This window comes from Gilliamella sp. Pas-s27, from assembly GCF_009795865.1.
Classification (GTDB): domain Bacteria; phylum Pseudomonadota; class Gammaproteobacteria; order Enterobacterales; family Orbaceae; genus Gilliamella.
This window is the reverse complement of record NZ_WTEW01000025.1, coordinates 13,523-34,200: the sequence shown is the minus strand read 5'-3', so window position 1 is coordinate 34,200 and position 20,678 is coordinate 13,523. Positions and strand designations below refer to the sequence as shown.

The following is a 20,678-nucleotide window of genomic DNA, read 5'->3' as shown; positions in this document are numbered from 1 at the left end:
GTTTAATTAACTCAACATTTCGTCGCTTTACTTCGCTGTCTCAAGGGTTGCGTATACTACGCCAACCTTTTTTATTCGTCAAGATCTTTTTTTAAAATTTTTGACCTTGTTCACTGACCTTATTCGCCGCCTGCTTTATGCTGACTGCGTGTCAGTGGGTGCGCATTATAGGACCTTAAAAAAATCATGCAAGCGATTATTGCAATTTTATTTCTGTTTGTGCTTTTTTTGCACATGCTGTATTGAAAATAAACTAATTCTATACAAATTTTCTTTTTTATTATTTATTATGTCAATTATGTCATGTCTGCTTCAGTCCAACTTTTTATTTTAGGATGGATTTTTCATATGCCTTTTACTTTCGCACATCCTGCAATTGTTTTACCTTTTTATAAAAAAACTAAGTTTTTTTCCATGACAACCTTAATTATAGGTAGCATGTCCCCTGACTTTGAATATTTTCTTAGAATGAAAATAAAAAGTGATATGAGCCATACTTTACTTGGTATTTTTTATTTTGATCTGCCAATAACATTAATTGTTGCTTTTATCTTTCACTCCATTATTCGTAATGAATTAATCAAGAATTTGCCTCATTTCCTTTATAAACGATTTGCTCATTATCTAACGCTGAACTGGAAGCAATATTGCTTGCATCATTGGTTTATTGTCTTAACATCTGCACTAATAGGCATATTGTCACATATTGGTTGGGACAGTTTTACTCACTTAACTGGCTTTTTTGTAAAACACCTTCCTTTTTTGCAACAACCAATTTCACTAAAAAATACAGATATTCCTATCTACCAATTACTACAACATGGAAGCACTTTGGTAGGAATGAGTTTAATATGCATCTTTATTCTTAGATTACCAATCATGATTGATAAGAAAAATACGATTAGTTTTCTATATTGGGGATTGGTGATGATGATCGTTATAAGTTGTTTTTCTCTTTTTTTCACCAAGACCATTCATACTTTTGGCCAAAATGTAGTGAACTTTATTAATGCACTATTTTTGGGATTAATATTAGCACCACCTATCATGAGAATTACACGGCGTTTATTTTAAACGCCGTATTAGGATAGTATTATTTTAGAAAGTTATGATTTTTCTTTTATTTTATTGGGTAAATCAGCCAAACTATCAATAACCCAATCAGCTTGTTCTAATGCTTCTTCTGTTATGGTATCGCCCGTTTTTACTAACACAGTTTTTTTAACGCCAGCTTTTTTACCCGACAATAAGTCAGACACTCTATCTCCAACCATATAGGAATTAGCAATATCAATTTTTAGTTCTTTAGCTGCTGTTTGAATCATACCCGGACTTGGTTTGCGGCATTCACAATTATCAATTAGCGGATCATGTGGACAATAATAGATGCCATCTAAATCAACACCACGATCTTGTAATGACCAATCCATCCATTCAGTCAATGTATGAAATTGTTCTTCAGTAAATATATTTCTGGCAATCCCCGATTGATTGGTTGTAATGACTAATAAAAAGCCCATTTTCTTGAGCTCTTGCATCGCCTCAATCACACCATCAATAAAGTGGAATTTATCAATTGTATGTACATAATTATAATCTATATTAATAGTACCATCTCGATCTAAAAAAATAGCGGGCTTCATATTTACTTTTTTTCCTTTTAACTTTAGGTATTACTCTAATTCATATAGCATATTATTGATTGACTTAGATGTCTAGACGTCTTAATATTCATCCATTCATCTTTTGCCTTTATATATTATGATAAAATTACAACATATTTCGAAAATATTTGAACATAATAAAACCCCTATTCATGCATTAAAAGACATCACTATACATGTTCCACAAGGAAAGATTTATGGTGTTATTGGTAAATCAGGGGCAGGAAAGAGCACTCTTATCCGTTGTGTTAACTTACTTGAAAAACCAACTAGTGGTAAAATATTTTTTGATAATCAAGAAATCACTCACCTATCAAACAGAAAGCTAATTGAAGTACGTCGAAAGATTAGTATGATTTTTCAACATTTTAATCTACTTTCCTCACGCACTGTTTTTGATAATATCGCTTTTCCACTAGAGCTCAATAAAACCCCTAAAGCCAAAATCAAACAAAAGGTTAACGAGCTTATTGAATTAGTTGGATTGACTGAAAAGGCAAATGTTTACCCTGCTAATTTATCAGGTGGGCAAAAACAGCGCGTTGCGATTGCAAGAGCTTTAGCTAGTGACCCCAAAGTGCTCTTATGCGACGAAGCAACTAGCGCACTCGATCCCGAAACAACCCGTTCTATTTTGAAATTATTGAAAGATATTAATCAAAAATTAGGGCTTACTATTTTACTAATTACGCACGAAATGGACGTAGTAAAACAGATTTGCGATCAAGTCGCGGTTATCAGTAATGGCGAATTAGTGGAGCAATCATCGGTCGGCGAAATTTTTTCCCACGCTAAAACCGATATTGCAAGACAGTTTATACAATCAACTTTACACCTAAATATCCCTGACGATTATTTAGCAAGATTATCTCAAAACCCTAAAGAGGGCCTTAATCCTCTGGTTCGCTTAGAATTCACGGGCGTTTCGGTTGATTTACCTTTGTTATCACAAATTGCCAAAGAATTTAGTATCGAAAGTAACATTATTAGCGCGCAAATGGATTATGCTGGTGGTGTTAAATTTGGTTTAATGCTAGCCCAAATGGATGGTAATCCTAAAAGTATTTCGTCGGCAATCCAGTTTTTGGAAAACAATAATACCAAAGTAGAGGTACTAGGTTATGTTTGATTTTATTCCCTCTTTTAAACCTTTCGAATCTTTATTTCGATACTTAGCTCAATATAATTTTTGGAGCGATTTTGTTGCATTTTGTTCATCAATTAAAGGGCTAAATGGACCGGTATTATTCAAAATAGCAGAAGCAACCGATGATACCATTTATATGATTTTTTTATCTGGTTTTTATGGAACATTAATTGGCTTACCGTTAGGTATCATGTTATATATAACTCGAAAAGGAAATATACTTGGAAATCATATAATACATAACATTCTTTCTTTTGTAATAAATGTATTCCGCTCAATTCCTTTTATTATATTAATTGTCTGGATTCAACCATTTACAATGGAAATAATGGAAATTTTAACAGGTAAAGGGACTTATCTTGGTAGGGAAGGAGCTATTGTACCACTGAGCATAGGTGTTGCCCCTTTAATTGCCAAAATGATTGAAAATGCACTACTTGATCTGCCAAAAGGATTAATTGAAGCTGCTCGCTCTATGGGCGCTACACCGTTACAAATTATCTACAAAGTTTTATTACCAGAGTCATTACCTGTAATTGTTAATAGCATGACGATCTCGTTAATAACGCTAACAGGTTATATTGCCATGGCTGGAGCCGTAGGAGCAGGAGGCCTTGGTGATCTAGCGAAACGATTCGGGTATGAAGGTCACAACTATGATATGATGAATATATTTTTAGTGATATTGGTTATTATTGTCTTTATTATTCAATTTATTGGCAATAAAATTGTTAAATACGTGTCTCATCAATAAATTTGGAGAAAATTATGTCAATCAAAAAGTTAGCACTTATCACCACATTAGTGAGTGCATTTTTTTTAACGGGTTGTGACAATAACAAACCAACCGATAAAACTCAAGTTAGTGCTCTTAAAGTTGGTGTTATTTCAGGACCAGAACAAGAAGTAGCTGAAGTTGCTAAACAACAAGCAAAAGATCTTTATAACTTAGATGTTGAACTTGTTACTTTTAGTGATTATGTTATACCTAATCAAGCATTAAATGATGGTTTAATTGATGTAAATGCTTTCCAACACAAGCCTTTTTTAGATGAACAAATCAAAGAACGCGGTTATAAATTATCTGTAGTTGGTAACTCATTTGTTTACCCTATTGCAAGTTATTCCAAAAAACTCAAACCAATTAATCAATCAGAAGAAACCGGTGAAGGCGTAAAAGTAACTTCACCGCGTGGTGAAACATTTTTTATTGCAGCCAATTCAACGATTGCCATTCCAAGTGATCCTACAAATTTAGGTCGAGCATTACTATTATTACAACACGAAGGAATGATTACGGTTGATAACGCAAAAGGTCTATTACCAACAGTTCTTGATATTACCAGCAATCCTTACAACTATAAGATTATTGAACTTGAAGCACCAATGTTGCCACGTTCACTAGATGATGCTCAAGTTGATCTAGCAATCATCAACAATGCATTTGCAGGACAAGTCAATTTAACACCAAGTAAAGATGGAATTTTTGTTGAAGACAAAGACTCGCCATATGTCAACATCATCGTTGCTCGTGAAAATAACAAAGATGATGAAAATGTCAAAAACTTTGTTAAATCTTACCAAACTGAGGCTGTAGCTGAAAAAGCAAATCAAATCTTTAATGGTGGTGCGATTCGCGGTTGGTAATAATAAGTAACAAAGATTTATTTACCTTAATATCGTCGGCTTAAGTTGACGATATTAACTTTGCTATCATATAGAAATAACAAGCTATAGAATAAATTCAATCAAATATGGATTATGACATATCAAATTAACCCCATCGGCATTATCCGCTCCCCCTATAGTGAAAAATTTGCTGTTCCAAGACAACCCAACTTAGTCAGTGCTGGGAAAGGGGAACTTCATTTGTTAGCACCTTATAACGATCCCATTAGTGTTAAAGGATTAGAACAGTTTTCTCACTTATGGTTATTATTTTTATTTCACCATATCGATCCAGAAAAATGGAGACTAACCGTTCGTCCACCGCGTTTAGGTGGTAACAAAACAATGGGCGTATTTGCTAGCCGATCACCATTTAGACCTAATCATATTGGTCTTTCAGCTGTTGAATTAAAAGATATCGTCATTGAAAACAAACAGATCATATTGAAATTAGGCAGCCTTGACTTAGTCGACGGCACACCAATTATTGATATTAAACCTTACCTACCTTATTGTGACAGCCATCCTGATGCCTTTGCAGGATATGCACAATCTATTCCCGATGAAAAATTAACCGTTGAATTTTCACAAAAAGCACAATTAATATTAGATTTACAAAAACAGAACTATCCTCAACTTACCGACCTAATTACCCAAGTGATATCTCAAGATCCAAGGCCTGCGTACAAACAAAACAATAGTCTCGAACAAACCTATGGAATCACACTGTACCATTTTAATATAAAATGGAAAATCACCAATAATCACGCCATTATTGAACATATTTATGAGGAAGATATAAACGGTAAGTAAAATTTTTAATTAGAGTAATGAATTGATTTATAAATATAATTCAAAACACACACAAAACGGTTAAAAAGGCTTGTTCATTACTACCCTTCACTTTCCCACTAAAATTATATGTATAATTTTAGTGGTTTTTTAGTGAAACATTAAAGATCAATGATAATTAACCTTATGCCTATTTCTTATTTCAGCAATATCGATAGAATCAAACAAATAATGCTTTCCGCAATAATCACAATGAATATCAATATTACCGCCATCTTCTTTCAGGATTTCATCAATTTCGTTAGTGGATAATGTCATTAAACTATCTTCACAACGTTGACGTGAACAACCACACTTAAAAGTAATATCATGTGTTTCAAAAAGACGCACTTCTTCTTGATTATATAAACGATATAAAATCTCATCGGTAGAAAGCTGTAGTAACTCGTCACCCGTAATTGTTTCAGTTAATGCGCTTAGATGCTCAAATGATTCAGCCGTATCATCATTAGCTGGCAAAATTTGCAATAAAATCCCTGCGGCCATTGGCTTATTATTGTGAACACCAGTTTTCACAAATAAACGGGTAGGAAGCTGCTCTGATTGCATAAAATAGTTTTCGATGCAACCAATAAGCGTATCTTTTTCTAACCCAACGATACCTTGATAGCGCTCGCCATTTTTAGGTGTAATAGTAATAACAATATAGCCATTACCCACCATATCTTTGAGTGTTGCATCATCAGCAATTTCACCATTAACTCGAGCAACTCCTCGTAGCTGTTGTTGATCATTACCGTTAACAACAGCTAACGATAACGCCCCATCACCTTGCAACTGAACCGCAATATCACCCTCAAATTTTAGTGTTGCAGTCAATAAACTGGTTACAACCAATAATTCACCAAGTAAATTTTGTACAGCAACAGGGTAAGTATGATTATCTAACACCGCTTGGTATGTTTGTTCAAGACGGGTAATTTCACCACGAATAGGATGATTATCAAATAAAAATCGATTTAAAGTATCCATATTAACTGTTGTCACCTTGTTGCCTATCATATTTAAATTTAATCAAATCACGCCGCTCCTTTTTATCTGGTCTTCTATCTGGATGAGGCATTGTCAATGCATTAAGTTTACGAGCTTGTGCTATTGCTTCACGTTTAGCAATACTATCTGAAGTTTCTTGATAAAGTTGCTGAGCTTCTGTGGCAGTTCTTCGTTGTTCACTGATGGCTAAAATTTGAATTGTTTTTTGATCCGAACCTTGACGAAGCGTTACAGTCGCACCAACTTCAACAATTTTACTTGGTTTAGTACGTTGACCGTTATAATGCACTTTACCGCCTTCAATCATTTCTCGGGCTAATGCTCGTGACTTATAAAACCTTGCGGTCCAAAGCCATTTATCTAATCGAACAAGAACCATTACATCCTCACACCACTTATTATCAAGCCTTTCACACTCAAAGACACATAATACCTTAAACATCTTAACCAGTTATATAAGAATACTTTTGTAAAAATCAATGTTCATGCTTAATAATATAATTATTGCCATCAGTAGAAAATACACCTGAAAAACTAAATGGCTGTAATTTGCCTTGTAAATTAACCGAATAATTCATAGCGGTTGGAGGCTGTTTTAGTAATTTCCAGTCTTCTAACAGTGAACTGGTTACACCATAAGCATTTAATTGCAAAGATAATGGTTCATTTTGTGATAAATCAACTTTTGTATTTGACTCGATCATCCCTCCACTCGTTAATGTACTAAACGTTAACAAAGCACGATTTTCAGCATCAAATTTTAAAACCATATCAGGATAACTAATATCAACTCGATTAAACGATCCTTTTTCAGATTTAAAAGAAGTCGATCCTGAAAAGAGACCTAATTTGTGATCTTTCGCTAAAACGACATCCGTACCCGAAACCTGAAAGTTATATAACGTGAAAGGAAAATCGCTATATTTTCTAATTATCAAACTTTGTAAAACGGTAAGTTTATCTATCTTGATACTTTTAAAAATACTCGGTAATGCCAACAGTTCCAGCTTTTCAGGAAGCTGATAATTAATATTTGATAATGTTAATTGCTCTAGATGTAAAGTGTTATCTTTCCACTTCCCAATAAAATTTATACCGCCTTTATTCCATTTTGCTAGTGCTTTTTTGATCTCCACTTCTTCATCATTAGATGATAATTGAATTAATACCGACGCAAACTTCTCATCATCCCAAACAACATGATCAGCATTAAAAACAAAAGCACTTTGATCAAAATGCCACTGCTCATCATAACTCAGATTAGTTGCTTCAACATTACCTTTTTCAATTAAAAAATTAGGCACCTGAATGCTACTTTCAAATATTGATAATTGCTTGATCGTCAAATTTGGCAGAATATGAGAATACCTATTCCAAAAATCATCATCAGTTGATTGCAAATTAATATTATATAGCTGTAGCTGATCGACATTTAAATGCTTATCAGCAAGTATTTTTAATTTACCAACAAAAAAACCATTATCAATATTAGCACCTAAATTAGTCACTGTCGTAATACCATCACAATGGAATCCTTGAATAAGCAATGATTTAATTGGAATTTGATTGACCGATACAGCTTGCGAGGTAAAATCAAATTGATATTTATCTTCCCCTGATAACGAACCCGTTGATAACGAAAATGGTTTAACACCACCATTTAGCTGTGTAAATGAAATCCTATCTTGCCCGCTATTAACTGAAATATTAACGGTTGAATCAACTAATTTTAGTGTATTTGTTGAAAAGCTATAATGGCTAAATTGACCATCTTTATCGACATGATTAATGGTACCATTAATGACAATAACATAATTAAAATGGTTTAATTGCCAGAGACGATTTTTATCCAATCCTATGACTAATGTTGGTACATGAACAACCTCTTGTCTATCATTTCTTACAATAACATTATCAAAAACTAATTCATAGAAATTTGAAAAAGAGTGACGAACACTACCGATTGAAATTGTATAAGAACTCAATTTGGATAATTGTTGACTAACTATTTTAGCTCCGAAGGAAGTTTGTATGGCAAAATAAGACAATAAAACCAAAAACCAAATAATGGTTAAGAAGATGATTATATAAAATCGTAATCGTCGCATAAATAAATGTAATTATTATAATAAACAGCTAATAATTACATTACGATAACCGATTTTAATCAAAATAGCATCTCATTTTAGGTATAAATGATTTGTTATTCAGCAAGTTTTGCAGTTAATATATAGGAATTCGCTATGAAATTTTTAAATAATCAATAAAACAATTCACTTTCCCTTTTTCTTTTAATTAAACTAAGGGATAGTTATTTTTATTTATTAAATAAGTAAAAACTGGAGATACCTCGATGAAACAAATCCCAATGACAGTAAAGGGAGCTGAACTATTACGTGCTGAACTAGAAGAGCTAAAAAATGTCAAAAGGCCACAAATCACAGCTGCCATTGCTGAAGCTAGAGCGCACGGCGATTTAAAAGAAAACGCTGAATATCACGCAGCCAGAGAGCAACAAGGTTTTTGTGAAGGTCGAATTCAAGAAATTGAAGGCAAATTATCACAAGCACAAATTATAGACATAACCAAAGTAAAAAACACTGGACGTATTATTTTTGGTGCTACGGTAACTGTCGTTAATATCGAAACTGACGAAGAAACAACCTATCGCATCGTTGGTGATGACGAAGCAGACTATAGACAAAACCTGATATCGGTCAACTCACCTATTGCTCGTGGGCTAATCGGCAAAGAAGATGGCGATACAGTACAAATCAAAACACCAGGTGGTGATGTCGAGTTTGATATTATTAAAGTTGAATATATCTAGTAAAGAACAACTTTAACAACAGATAAACCAACAGGGCAAATAGCCCTGTTATTTTTATTTAAGATTTAGGTAAAGTGATTTTTTTATCTTCACTTGGTCTAAAAATCGTGAAATTAGAACCTACCAATTGTACCGATAATGCTTTTGTTTCACGAATAATCGCATCGCAAATAAGCTTTTTAGTTTCGCGGTCTTCAGCAGAAACCTTAATTTTGATTAACTCATGAAAATTTAACGCATGATCAATTTCGGCAAGTACGCCTTCGGTAAATCCATTAGCACCAATCATCACAATAGGCTTTAAATGATGCGCTTCACTTTTTAAATACTGTTTTTGTTTATTCGATAAATTCATTAAATTTTTATCACATTAAGTTGCAATTTTGCTATTCTACCCTTATATATATTTGTAATCAATGAAGTGACCTCTTTACATTAAGGATTTATTCACTGTGAGTAACAAAAAACGCTCTGCTAGCTCGACACGTTGGCTCAATGAGCATTTTAAAGATCGCTTTGTGCAACAAGCACAAAAAAAAGGACTGCGATCCAGAGCATGGTTCAAACTAGAAGAAATTCAAAAAAGTGACAAACTATTCAAACCCGGAATAACCGTTGTTGATTTAGGTGCAGCACCGGGGGGATGGTCACAGTATGTTGCATCGCTGATTGGTAACAAAGGTCGTATTATTGCATGTGACTTACTGCCAATGGATCCAATTGTTGGGGTTGATTTTCTTCAAGGCGATTTTCGTGATGAAGCCGTTTTAAAAGCTTTACTTGAACGTGTTGGTAAAGAAAAAGTCCAAGTTGTCATGTCAGATATGGCACCGAACATGAGTGGACAGCCTGCCGTTGACATACCAAGAGCCATGTATTTAGTTGAACTCGCATTAGACATGTGTCGAGACGTACTTGCTCCAAACGGCAACTTTATTGTAAAAGTGTTTCAAGGTGAAGGATTCGAAGCATACCTAAAACAGGTAAGAGACATGTTCAAAACCGTCAAAATTCGCAAGCCAGAAGCATCACGCGCAAGGTCTCGAGAAGTTTATATTGTTGCAATGGGTATGAAGTAGCCAGTTGTACAATTTTGTAGTACCATACTTCGTTAAATTTAGTCGTAACTGTTAATTTTTATGAGAGGTTTTTCTTTTGAACGACATGGTGAAGAATTTACTGATCTGGGGAATTATCGCTGTAGTATTGATTGCGGGATTTAATCAATTCAGCTCAATTGCAAACAGTAACCCTCAAGTCAATTATACCCAATTTAATTCCGATATCACGAATGGCAAACTCCAAGAAGTGCATATTAAAGGGCGTGAAATTGTTGCTAAAACCAAAGAAAATAATGAGTATACTACTTATATTCCCTATATTGATGAAAAACTTATGGATGACCTATTGAGTAACAAAGTACCTGTCTATGGTAGTCCTGACGAAAGGCCAAACCTAATCGTTAGCATTCTTATCTCTTGGTTTCCTATTATTTTACTTATTGGTTTTTGGCTATTTATGATGCGCCAAATGCAAGGTGGTGGTAAAGGCGGACCGATGTCAGTGGGTAAAAGCAAAGCCAAAATGTTAACCCCAGATCAAGTTAAAACTAAATTTACCGACGTAGCAGGCAGTGAAGAAGCCAAACAAGAAGTAACTGAAGTGGTCGATTTTTTACGCGACCCAGGTAAATACCAAAAACTTGGTGGACGAATTCCAAAAGGGATCCTAATGGTAGGCCCTCCGGGCACAGGTAAGACCTTGCTAGCCAAAGCCATTGCTGGCGAAGCTAATGTTCCGTTTTTCAGCATGTCAGGTTCTGACTTTGTTGAAATGTTTGTTGGTGTCGGCGCATCGCGCGTGCGTGATTTATTTGAACAAGCTCGAAAACATTCACCATGCATTATTTTTATTGACGAAATTGATGCCGTTGGTCGCAAACGTGGTGCAGGCTCAATGGGTGGGCACGACGAACGTGAACAAACATTAAACCAGATGCTGGTCGAAATGGATGGCTTTGAAACTAACAGTGGTATCATCATCATCGCAGCAACAAACCGCGTTGATATTTTAGATCCTGCATTATTACGACCAGGACGCTTTGATCGACAAGTTCAAATTGGCTTGCCTGACATGAAAGGGCGAGAACAAATTCTTGCGGTACATGCTCGCAAAGTACCACTTGGAACCGATGTTGACTTATCAGTCCTAGCACGAGGTACACCGGGCTATTCGGGTGCAGAACTAGCAAACTTAGTCAACGAAGCTGCCTTATTTGCCGCACGTCGTAATAAACGGCTTGTCACCATGGATGAATTTGAAGAAGCCAAAGATAAAATCAACATGGGCACCGAACGACGTTCGTTAAGCATGACTCAAGAACAACTTATATCAACCGCTTATCACGAAGCTGGGCACGCTATTATTGGTCACTTAATGCCAGATCATGACCCGATCCACAAAGTTACCATCATTCCACGTGGGCGCGCCCTTGGTGTGACGTTCTTTTTACCAGAAGGCGACCGTGTTAGTGAAAGTCGTGAAAAGCTCGAAGGCGACATTGCCACACTTTATGGTGGACGACTTGCTGAAGAACTTATTTATGGTGCAAACAAAATTTCAACAGGTGCATCAAATGACATTAAAGTAGCTACACAATATGCAAGAGCCATGGTTACACAGTGGGGCTTTTCGGACCGTTTAGGACCGCTGTTTTACGAAACAGACGACAACCAGTATGGACGACCAAAAGACATCTCTGACGAAACAGCTCGCATCATTGACGAAGAAGTCAAAGCCATTATTGACCGTAATTATCAACGAGCTCGTAAAATCCTAACGGAAAATATTGACGTATTACATGCAATGAAAGATGCGCTTATGAAATACGAAACCATTGATTCAAAACAAGTCGCAGACTTAATTGCTCGTCGCCCACTTACCGCACCAGATGACTGGACCGACAGCGACGAAAAGGCAGCAAAGCAGATCCCAAATGAAGGGAATGACACGCCGCCACAATCAGAAAGTTAATAAACCAAACTCAACGCGCTACGGCGCGTTTTTTATCGACAAAATACCTTATAAATAAACACAATCACATAATATAACCTGAATAAGGCTGTTAATCATGGAAATACATTTTCAAAATCAGACAATAGATCTTTCTTTTCCGCAAGTCATGGGCATTGTTAATATGACGCCTGATTCGTTTTCTGATGGTGGAAATTATAACAACCTTGATGACGCCATGCGTCGTGTTGACAGCATGATTCAAGCTGGCGCAACCTTTATTGATGTAGGGGGCGAATCAACACGCCCCGGTGCAGCCGAGGTATCGATTGATGAAGAGCTAAACCGTGTTGTGCCATTAGTTGAAAAAATTGCTCGTTATTTTGATGTTTGGATTTCGGTTGATACCTCAAAGCCACAAGTGATGACTGAATCAGCTAAAGCAGGGGCACACCTAATTAACGATGTTCGAGCCTTAACAGAGCCCGGTGCACTTGAAGCCGCAGCTCAAACAGGCTTACCTGTTTGCCTCATGCACATGCAAGGCGACCCACAAACCATGCAAAATGCACCACATTACGAGCAAGATATTTATCAGGAAGTTGATGATTTTTTTGCAAAACAGATCGAACGCTGCATAAACGCCGGCATTGACCGCCAAAAAATCATCCTTGACCCCGGTTTTGGATTTGGTAAAACACTAGCGCACAATTACCGACTATTAGCAACGCTTGAACGATTCCACCATTACAACCTGCCTTTATTAGTCGGCATGTCACGAAAATCCATGATAGGACAAGTGCTAAATGTCCCACCGCAAGAACGAATGTTAGGCAGTGTCTCTTGTGCGGTGATAGCGGCAATGAAAGGGGCACAAATTATTCGTGTGCATGATGTGAAAGAAACATTTGATGCGTTGAGAATTGTACAGGCAACCCTTGCAGAAAGGGAATAAAGTATAGTTTTTTTGATCAAAAAACGCCGGAAAAACTTCAATAAAATCAATACCTTTCCTGACCGTTTTTTTTGGTTTTTTGCATTGCTTTTTAACATAAAAACAACTAACAAAAAATACCTAAGGTTATGTTGTTGTCTTGTTACGGCGTCGGGTAGCCGAAGGCCACATTCTGTAGCCTTGCGAGGGGTTTTTAGGGGATTTCGCAAAAAATCCCCTAAATCGGACGTTGTCACTGTAGCTATTTTGTTCACCCAAAGCCCAAACGTCCGAAACCTCTGCACTCAATCCACTCTATGCACCAACAAAAAAAACATTATTTTGATAAAAAAATCGGTCAGGAAAGGTATTGATTTTATTGAAGTTTTCTTGATCGCTTTTTAAGCGATTTTTTAACTGAAAAACACCCCAAAAAACACAACAATTCCAACATAATTATTATTTAAAAAAGCTTGAAAACAACGTTTTCGTTCTCGATTTTTGATTAACCATTGTTGGTAAATAAATAACATGGCAACAAGCAATAAAGCAATATAAAAAACCAATGATAACTGGTTGATGATGCCAATCATAAATAGCCCAATCATCGTTAATACCTGCAATATTCCAATAATTAACTTATCGTACCGCCCAAATAAAATGGCGGTGGATTTTATGCCTATTTTGATATCGTCGTTACGATCCACCATCGCATATTCCGTGTCATAAGCAATTATCCAACAAATATTAGCCAAGCAAAGTAACCAACAAGTGAGAGGGAATTGCTCTATAATGGCTGCATATGCCATAGGAATCCCCCAACTAAAGGCAATGCCTAAAGTGACTTGCGGTAAGTGGGTATAACGCTTCATGAACGGATAAATCATTGCTGTTAGTAAGGCTATGCATGCAATAAGCCACGATAGCTTATTTAAGGTAAGCAATAGGCAAAGAGCAATAAATAATAGGATAAATAAGGTCCATAATGCGCTTTTTTCGGTCAATGCACCCCGAGCTAGTGGGCGGTTTTTTGTGCGTTCGACGTGAGCATCGAAATGACGATCGGCATAGTCGTTGACAACACACCCTGCAGCCCGCATGGTAATTACGCCTAAAATAAAAATAAGTGTGATATAGGTGTAAGGTTGACCTGTTAGCCATATTGCCCAGAGCGTTGGCCAAAGTAGTAGTAAAGTGCCGATGGGTTTGTCTAACCGCATTAATTGTATATACGCTAACATAAAATATGTATTTGCTATTTAAAATAATAAGTGGATTATACCTTGTTACTTAAAAGCTGCAATGCGCACTATCACTATCATCAGCAAGGTTTGTTAGGAAAAGGTTTATTAACTAAAAAGCAATAAAGAGAAAGTTAAAGCATATGTAGATACTGTTGTGCAATCACCGCTAATGCTCGATAAAATGGGCTTACTTCATTTTTCTTTAATTTTTCTAAATAGGCTGATGACCAAATCAATAAGTGTTCATCAATTAATTGTTTTGCTATTTTGGGTTTGTCCTTTTCTTGCAATATGGCATAAGCTATTAGCATTAATCCAAATTGATCTTCGGGTTCGTTAATACCCGTATTCAGTATTAACCCGTGTTGCTGTAAAAATTGACGATAGCGCTCGTGCGATTCGCCCATTAATAATTGCTCCTGATCTAAATAGACCGATCCCCACGGGGGCGCAGGCATGGTACCCTGCCCTTCAAATAATAGCGAAAACTGATAATTAAGTTCTGGGTTGTTAATTTGAGTGGCGATTATTTGGCACTGTTCACCAATGAGCACAGTATTTTGCCAGTTAGTAATATGCTCAATTTGGCATAAGGTATCAATGAGCGGTTTAACCGTTTGGTGATCAGGTGGATAATAAAAAAAGGCACCTAATACTTTGGCTAAAATGGTGGATGTAAGTTTATCTAGATGCGTTGCTTGGTTATTTTTCATTAAATCGCTACCTGACTATAAATAGATCGTATTGCTGATGCATTACATCGGAATTGTCCATAAATTATAAAATGCAATGCGCCCACTGATTTCGCCAATGAAGATACCAATAAAGGCAAGAATATAAATGATCGTTGCATGGCGTTTTTGCCAAATGTTGATAGTCATTAATATTAATGCCATGATTAATAGTATGCATTCGGTCATCATCCAGTTCTGTTGTTGATGAGTGAGTTCCGGCGCGATTGTAGCCATTAAGTTAGCATAAGGCACTTTCAATAAAATAATAAATAAGCTTCCTATTACACAAGCCATATAACCCAGTTGCGGTAGCCCTAATAGTGCAATAGCAACACCACCTAAAGCAAGCATGGCGGTATACATGTGTATAGCAGTGTAATAGGTATTCCATGTTTTTACGGTCGGTAGCATATAGGTTAATACGATCGTCCAAACAAAAAATAGGCTGATGATAATTAAAAGTGTCGCCAATATTTGGTCTAAATGTGGAATTTGCTTGAGATGTAAACAAGTCTTTTTGATTATTTTTAATTTATTGGTATTCGGATGTAATGCATAATAGTTTATTAGTACCCATGCAAAGGTGACACCAAATAATACGCCAAAGGTGAAAATTTCGTTACTCATTGGTGATCGCCCAATACCAAATATCACATTTAACGCACGCAAGGGCTTACCTAGGTGAAACGAGGCTATCACCATACCTATAGCCATAAAAATTAGAGCAATTATATTGATTTTTTGGATAATAGCATTCCGATTTGAGTCACGATTAACTAAATAAAATAGCCCCCCTAACCATACCATGCCAGCGGATAACTGCCCAAATACAGTAAAAAAAACCAGTGGTAATTCATGCATGTTAAACCTCCTCAGGGTTGAGTATTTGTCCTAATGTATCGCCCGAGGCTTTCGCTTGTGAATGAGGTTTGATAACAATATTCGGTTTGGTTAGGTTTTCGTTTGGTAGCGGAGCAATATTTCGTTCACTACCATGTCGCTGGCGCAGTTTTTCAATTTCATCAAAATCTAATGCTCTTTGTGGGCAGGATTCGACACAAACGGGTTTGAGTCCTTGCTCAACACGCTCGTAGCAACCATCACATTTTGACATAACCTTTTTTTGATGGTCAAACTGTGGCGCACCATATGGGCAACGCATTTCGCAATATCGGCAACCGATACAGACATCTTGATTAACCACAACTAGCCCATCTTGTTTGCGTTTGTGCATTGCGCCCGTTGGGCAACCTTGTACACAAGTAGGCTGTTCACAATGGTTACAGGAAATCGATAAATAATAAGTAAAGGTATCATTTTGCCAAATACCATCAACTTGTTGCCATGTCCCTCCGCCATATTCATAAACTCGGCGAAAATGGACACCTAATGCGTTGTCTTTTTCGTCCTTGCAACTAAGTTGGCAGGTTTTACATCCTGTACATTTTGAAGAATCAATATAAAATCCATATTGCATTTTTATTGCCTCCTTGTTACTGGCAATGTCGATGATGCAGCCGATAATGGTTTTACGTCGACCAAATTAGTATGTTGTGGATTTGATTTAGCCAACACTGTTGGACGCAACGAAGTTAAACGATTAATACACCCGCCAATATCAACCCCTGATGCATTAGTTTTTGCCCACATACCTTGAGGTATTGCTACCACACCCGGTAATATCCGTGGTGTAACTTTGGCGGGAATATAAAGCCGTCCACGATCGTTGTAAACCTCAACTAATTGACCATGTTTAATTTGTCTTTGTTTGGCATCAAATGGGTTAATCCAAAGGCTATTGGCTACCGCTTCGCTTAGTTGTGGTAAGTTGCTATAAGTAGAATGACAATGACCTTTGGTATGAAAACCAATAAGTTGCAATGGATATTTTTCACGTTTTGTTTTATCTTCACTGCCTTCAATGGCAGGTAAATAGGCAGGAATAGGGTGAAGAACATCGTCTGGATCGAGTTCCCATTCATTAGCGATGGTGGCTAATGCTTCTGAATAGATTTCTATTTTTCCTGATGGTGTATTTAATGGGTTTTTAATAGGATCGTCTCGAAAGGCGTTTAGTGCAATTTGGGTATCGCTATCAGCTAGTTTGCGATCAATAACCCCCATACCATCAGTATTGGCAAAAGGCGGTAAATGGGGTTCGTTTTTGCGTAGTTTTTCATAACAATAAGCTATCCAATCTTCTTGCGTTCGCCCTTCGGTAAATTTGTCCTTTACGCCCATTTTTATAGACAGCTCAGTTAATACTTCATAAGCTGGGCGGTTTTCCCAAAGTGGTGTTATTGCGCGTTGCATACGAATAAGGTAGTGATAAGCACCCGATGCATAAGAGTTATTAATCAAATCGTTACTTTCAACCGAGGAAACATCGGGCAAGACTAAATCTGCATATTTTGCTGATGCGGTCATATGCGTATCCCAAACAAGAATGAACTCACATTTAGACTCATCTTGTAGAATTTGGTGAGTACGATTAAGATCAGAATGCTGATTTCCCATTACATTACCAGCGTAGTTCCAAATAAATTTGATGCCAACATCTAATTTATCTTTACCAAGTAAATAGGCATTTTTTGCTGTTAGACTTAATGGGTCATCAATCGCCTTTGTCCACAAAAAGAAAGGAATACTGGTTTTTATTGGATTGGGAATACTTAAACTTGGAACAGGATAAGTAACACTCCCCCCCCAAGTACCAATGTTAGTACCCGGTTTACCAAATTGCCCAGCGATAATTGGCAATAGCATAATTGCTCTGGCTGTGTGCTCGCCATTTTGCCAACGTTGTACACCATATCCTTGTGATATCCAAGCTGCTTTAGCGTTTACGATATCCATCGCAAGTTTGCGAATTTGCGTAGCTGCAATACCCGTTTTTTGAGCCGCCCATTCAGGCGTTTTTGGCGTTCGGTCATTACCTAATCCTAAAATATAGGACTTATAATCGCTAAAAGGTGGTGCACTGTCAGGTAAAGAATCAGCATTCCAACCTACACAATATTGGTTAAGCATTGCATCATCAATACGGTCTTGTTCAAGTAATGCATAAACGATTGCTGCAACAAGTGCCGCATCGGTTCCGGGAATAATTGGGATCCACTCCGCATTATACCCCACAACACTTTCATTACGCCTAGGGTCGATAATAATAACTCGTGCTTTGCTTTGCGATAATGCGTTAAATAACTCAGTAACTTGCCCACCACCAGACATGCGAGTTTCGGCAATATTCTGCCCAAACATCACGACCAAATCAGCGTGTTTTATTTGATCAATCAATGACTCTTTAGCATTACCATAAATATAAGGTCGAATAGCCGAAATCTGTCCACTGGAATAGTCACCATGATAATTAAGATAACCTCCAATGCTGTTTAAAAAACGTTTACAGGCATTGCGTCCAGAAATATTAGCGCCTGTGGTTCCTGATCCATATTGATAATAAATTGCCTCATTGCCATAGCTATTAATGGTATATTTGAGTTTATCGGCTAACAAGTTAATTGCTTCATCCCACGAAATCCGTTTAAATTTACCTTCGCCACGCTTACCAATTCGTAACATCGGGTATTTTAAGCGTTCAGGATCGTAAGTGCGCCATCGAACTGAGCGCCCACGTAAACAAGGGCGAATTTGGTGTTGACCAAAAATTGGATCATTAATACCGTCTTCTGATGATATTTTGGTGATAATATCGTTTTTGACATGAACTTTTAATGGACATCGGCTACCACAGTTAACTAAACATGCACTATAAAAAATCTGCTCTTGGTTAGTGGGGTTATTAGTAACCGTTTTGCCGTTAACATTGGTATTTGGCTCAGCATAAGCAAAAGGTAATTGCATATTGCTGGTTAAGGCGACTACACTACCAATGGTTAATGATTTTTGTAAAAAATCACGTCGACTTATTTTATTTTTTGATTTGCTCACATTATTCCCTAATATTGATATGGGATTTGTTGATAATAATACTAAAAAACAAATAAACAAACTCAAAACAACAAAATTAGTCAATCTCTTTTTAAAAGAGCATTAGTGCACAAAATTACTAATACTCTTTACTTGCGTTATTTAATAAACAAGACTTTTTAAGGTGTTACACATGCGGGGGTTAAAAAGTTACTCGGATCCGTAAGAAAAATAGCACCATTATTACGCATTACTAAGTATTGTTTACTACCATCTGAATCTGATGTCCAAAACATATAACCTATCGGATTATTATCCTCAAAACCAAATGATTTACCCCACTCATTAAACAATCCACCTATCCATCTACCATTACTTTTATAGCTAAGTTGCCTACGAAATTCATTTCGTTGCCCTGGTGCGCCTAACATCCAACTAGGTTCATAATTTGCATTGGTATAATCAGCAATACCAGCAAGCCGATAATTTCCCCCTAAATCACGACAAAATTCTTGAGCATGACCATAATCAACCATACCTTGATTATTATCATTATCATTATAATCAATAGGTTTAATAATATACCAACGTTCTATCTTAAAGCTATAAAGTAACTGACTATGTTGACTATCAGCATAAAGTTTAAAGAGCGACGGGCTAAAGCTTTTGTTAATTGAATCTTTATTAGGACCTTTTAAGGTTATCTTTAATCGTGCTTCGTCTGAACTTAATAACAAGCTAACCAAACTACTACCACTAACAGCCGAAACAGTCGTACCATTAGCATTGATCACTTGTTCTGGTGTAGTACCTACTAACTGCAAATAAAAGCTAGCCTCATTTAACCCCGTTGTTGGAAAATTTTCCTCAGGATTATCAACATCTTTTATTTTAAGTCCTTGTGATGAATCCCAATTTTTACCACTCATACCATATGTATCATCTGGTGTAGCAAAACACACACGCGCACGATTTGTTTTCATGTTCGGGTTAAATGAATAAGTGTGGCTACTCCCCCATTCTGGACCAATATTGTTTTCTCTTGGTTCTCCATACTGGGTCGATAATTGAACTTTCGTTACGTACAGATTCAAGCGATAAGGTACAAAACAAGGGTCAAATTTACTTGTTGGATTTTCTTTGACGATATCAGTAACATTATTACCGCTTACGTCATACCACGTCAGTCGTAAACTACCGCTTATATCAATATTATCATCACCATCTTCATCGTACCAATAATGATTAGTACTAATCAAATCGTTTAATGCAATATTTGGGTAATTACTATTGCCTGATAAAGGAACCAGTGTTTCAACACTATCAAAGGTATCCATACCATCTGGTAGATCAATTACATCAGAATAATCAATTACTGTCGCATTAGGATATAAGCTTGACTCTCCACCCTCTGGTATATATGCTTGCCCATTAGACAACCTGATACCTAATAATGATTTAATATCGCTTTTTGTTGCGCCACCATCAAAAGTTAGGTAGGGCGCATGACCGTGTATCGTATTTGAGGTAGTGGCTGATAACGCATTCACATAGCGTATATGACAAGTTATACAAAATAAAGTTAATATAAAATAATGCAATACAAATTTCATTTTACTAATAATTCCATCCGATTAAATAGTTAGTTACTATTTTTATTCCCTATATTT

Annotated in this window: 20 protein-coding genes; 9 read left to right on the top strand and 11 right to left on the bottom strand. The window is 36.5% G+C overall.

What is annotated here, in order from left to right:
• Window positions 1–348: 348 nt before the first annotated feature.
• Window positions 349–1,074, top strand: a complete 726-nt coding sequence (locus GQ589_RS09755) for a DUF4184 family protein (RefSeq protein WP_160401706.1) — start codon at window positions 349–351, stop codon at window positions 1,072–1,074.
• A gap of 32 nt (window positions 1,075–1,106) precedes the next feature.
• Here the strand turns inward: GQ589_RS09755 and gmhB are convergent, their stop codons facing one another.
• A complete protein-coding gene (gene gmhB, locus GQ589_RS09750) occupies window positions 1,107–1,643 on the bottom strand; it encodes a D-glycero-beta-D-manno-heptose 1,7-bisphosphate 7-phosphatase (RefSeq protein WP_160401705.1) in 537 nt (178 codons plus the stop codon).
• A 118-nt stretch (window positions 1,644–1,761) separates the two neighbouring features.
• On the opposite strand from gmhB, the gene metN reads away from it, so the two are divergent.
• From metN to tsaA, 4 genes are all read left to right on the top strand, one after another.
• Window positions 1,762–2,793: a methionine ABC transporter ATP-binding protein MetN gene (metN, locus tag GQ589_RS09745; protein WP_160425885.1), complete on the top strand. Its 1,032-nt coding sequence runs from the start codon at window positions 1,762–1,764 to the stop codon at window positions 2,791–2,793.
• A 91-nt stretch (window positions 2,794–2,884) separates the two neighbouring features.
• Entirely contained in the window at window positions 2,885–3,565 is a 681-nt protein-coding gene (locus tag GQ589_RS09740) for a methionine ABC transporter permease (protein WP_370516499.1), read from the top strand.
• A 14-nt stretch (window positions 3,566–3,579) separates the two neighbouring features.
• Window positions 3,580–4,458, top strand: coding sequence for a methionine ABC transporter substrate-binding lipoprotein MetQ (metQ, locus tag GQ589_RS09735; protein WP_160425883.1), 879 nt, complete (start codon window positions 3,580–3,582; stop codon window positions 4,456–4,458).
• Between the two features lie 111 nt (window positions 4,459–4,569).
• Complete coding sequence (gene tsaA / locus GQ589_RS09730; RefSeq protein ID WP_160425891.1) at window positions 4,570–5,292, top strand: tRNA (N6-threonylcarbamoyladenosine(37)-N6)-methyltransferase TrmO; 723 nt, start codon at window positions 4,570–4,572, stop codon at window positions 5,290–5,292.
• 147 nt (window positions 5,293–5,439) lie between these two features.
• On the opposite strand, the gene hslO is transcribed toward tsaA, so the two are convergent.
• The 3 genes from hslO to GQ589_RS09715 form a co-directional block, all read right to left on the bottom strand.
• A complete protein-coding gene (hslO, locus tag GQ589_RS09725) occupies window positions 5,440–6,303 on the bottom strand; it encodes an Hsp33 family molecular chaperone HslO (RefSeq protein ID WP_202115073.1) in 864 nt (287 codons plus the stop codon).
• 1 nt (window position 6,304) lies between these two features.
• A complete protein-coding gene (hslR, locus tag GQ589_RS09720) occupies window positions 6,305–6,703 on the bottom strand; it encodes a ribosome-associated heat shock protein Hsp15 (protein ID WP_160425880.1) in 399 nt (132 codons plus the stop codon).
• Window positions 6,704–6,800: 97 nt separating this feature from the next.
• Complete coding sequence (locus GQ589_RS09715; protein WP_160412462.1) at window positions 6,801–8,432, bottom strand: hypothetical protein; 1,632 nt, start codon at window positions 8,430–8,432, stop codon at window positions 6,801–6,803.
• Window positions 8,433–8,677: 245 nt separating this feature from the next.
• On the opposite strand from GQ589_RS09715, the gene greA reads away from it, so the two are divergent.
• Window positions 8,678–9,154: a transcription elongation factor GreA gene (gene greA / locus GQ589_RS09710; protein ID WP_160401698.1), complete on the top strand. Its 477-nt coding sequence runs from the start codon at window positions 8,678–8,680 to the stop codon at window positions 9,152–9,154.
• Window positions 9,155–9,212: 58 nt separating this feature from the next.
• Here greA and yhbY read toward each other — a convergent pair whose 3' ends face one another.
• On the bottom strand, window positions 9,213–9,509 hold the full coding sequence (yhbY, locus tag GQ589_RS09705) for a ribosome assembly RNA-binding protein YhbY (RefSeq protein WP_160401697.1): 297 nt from the start codon (window positions 9,507–9,509) through the stop codon (window positions 9,213–9,215).
• 97 nt (window positions 9,510–9,606) lie between these two features.
• On the opposite strand from yhbY, the gene rlmE reads away from it, so the two are divergent.
• From rlmE to folP, 3 genes are all read left to right on the top strand, one after another.
• The gene (gene rlmE, locus GQ589_RS09700) at window positions 9,607–10,233 is read left to right on the top strand and encodes a 23S rRNA (uridine(2552)-2'-O)-methyltransferase RlmE (protein WP_160412460.1); all 627 of its coding nucleotides are present in this window, start codon (window positions 9,607–9,609) and stop codon (window positions 10,231–10,233) included.
• A gap of 85 nt (window positions 10,234–10,318) precedes the next feature.
• On the top strand, window positions 10,319–12,187 hold the full coding sequence (gene ftsH / locus GQ589_RS09695) for an ATP-dependent zinc metalloprotease FtsH (protein WP_202112554.1): 1,869 nt from the start codon (window positions 10,319–10,321) through the stop codon (window positions 12,185–12,187).
• Between the two features lie 97 nt (window positions 12,188–12,284).
• Window positions 12,285–13,121, top strand: coding sequence for a dihydropteroate synthase (gene folP, locus GQ589_RS09690; protein ID WP_160412457.1), 837 nt, complete (start codon window positions 12,285–12,287; stop codon window positions 13,119–13,121).
• Window positions 13,122–13,513: 392 nt separating this feature from the next.
• Here the strand turns inward: folP and ubiA are convergent, their stop codons facing one another.
• The 6 genes from ubiA to GQ589_RS09660 form a co-directional block, all read right to left on the bottom strand.
• Window positions 13,514–14,341, bottom strand: coding sequence for a 4-hydroxybenzoate octaprenyltransferase (gene ubiA, locus GQ589_RS09685; RefSeq protein WP_160425878.1), 828 nt, complete (start codon window positions 14,339–14,341; stop codon window positions 13,514–13,516).
• A 134-nt stretch (window positions 14,342–14,475) separates the two neighbouring features.
• The gene (locus GQ589_RS09680) at window positions 14,476–15,057 is read right to left on the bottom strand and encodes a molecular chaperone (protein ID WP_160425875.1); all 582 of its coding nucleotides are present in this window, start codon (window positions 15,055–15,057) and stop codon (window positions 14,476–14,478) included.
• Window positions 15,058–15,099: 42 nt separating this feature from the next.
• Window positions 15,100–15,939, bottom strand: a complete 840-nt coding sequence (locus tag GQ589_RS09675) for a DmsC/YnfH family molybdoenzyme membrane anchor subunit (protein WP_160425873.1) — start codon at window positions 15,937–15,939, stop codon at window positions 15,100–15,102.
• A 1-nt stretch (window position 15,940) separates the two neighbouring features.
• Window positions 15,941–16,555: a DMSO/selenate family reductase complex B subunit gene (locus GQ589_RS09670; protein WP_160401635.1), complete on the bottom strand. Its 615-nt coding sequence runs from the start codon at window positions 16,553–16,555 to the stop codon at window positions 15,941–15,943.
• Window positions 16,556–16,557: 2 nt separating this feature from the next.
• On the bottom strand, window positions 16,558–19,029 hold the full coding sequence (locus tag GQ589_RS09665) for a DMSO/selenate family reductase complex A subunit (RefSeq protein WP_202115072.1): 2,472 nt from the start codon (window positions 19,027–19,029) through the stop codon (window positions 16,558–16,560).
• A gap of 158 nt (window positions 19,030–19,187) precedes the next feature.
• A complete protein-coding gene (locus GQ589_RS09660; RefSeq protein WP_160425871.1) occupies window positions 19,188–20,621 on the bottom strand; it encodes a hypothetical protein in 1,434 nt (477 codons plus the stop codon).
• Window positions 20,622–20,678 lie beyond the last annotated feature (57 nt).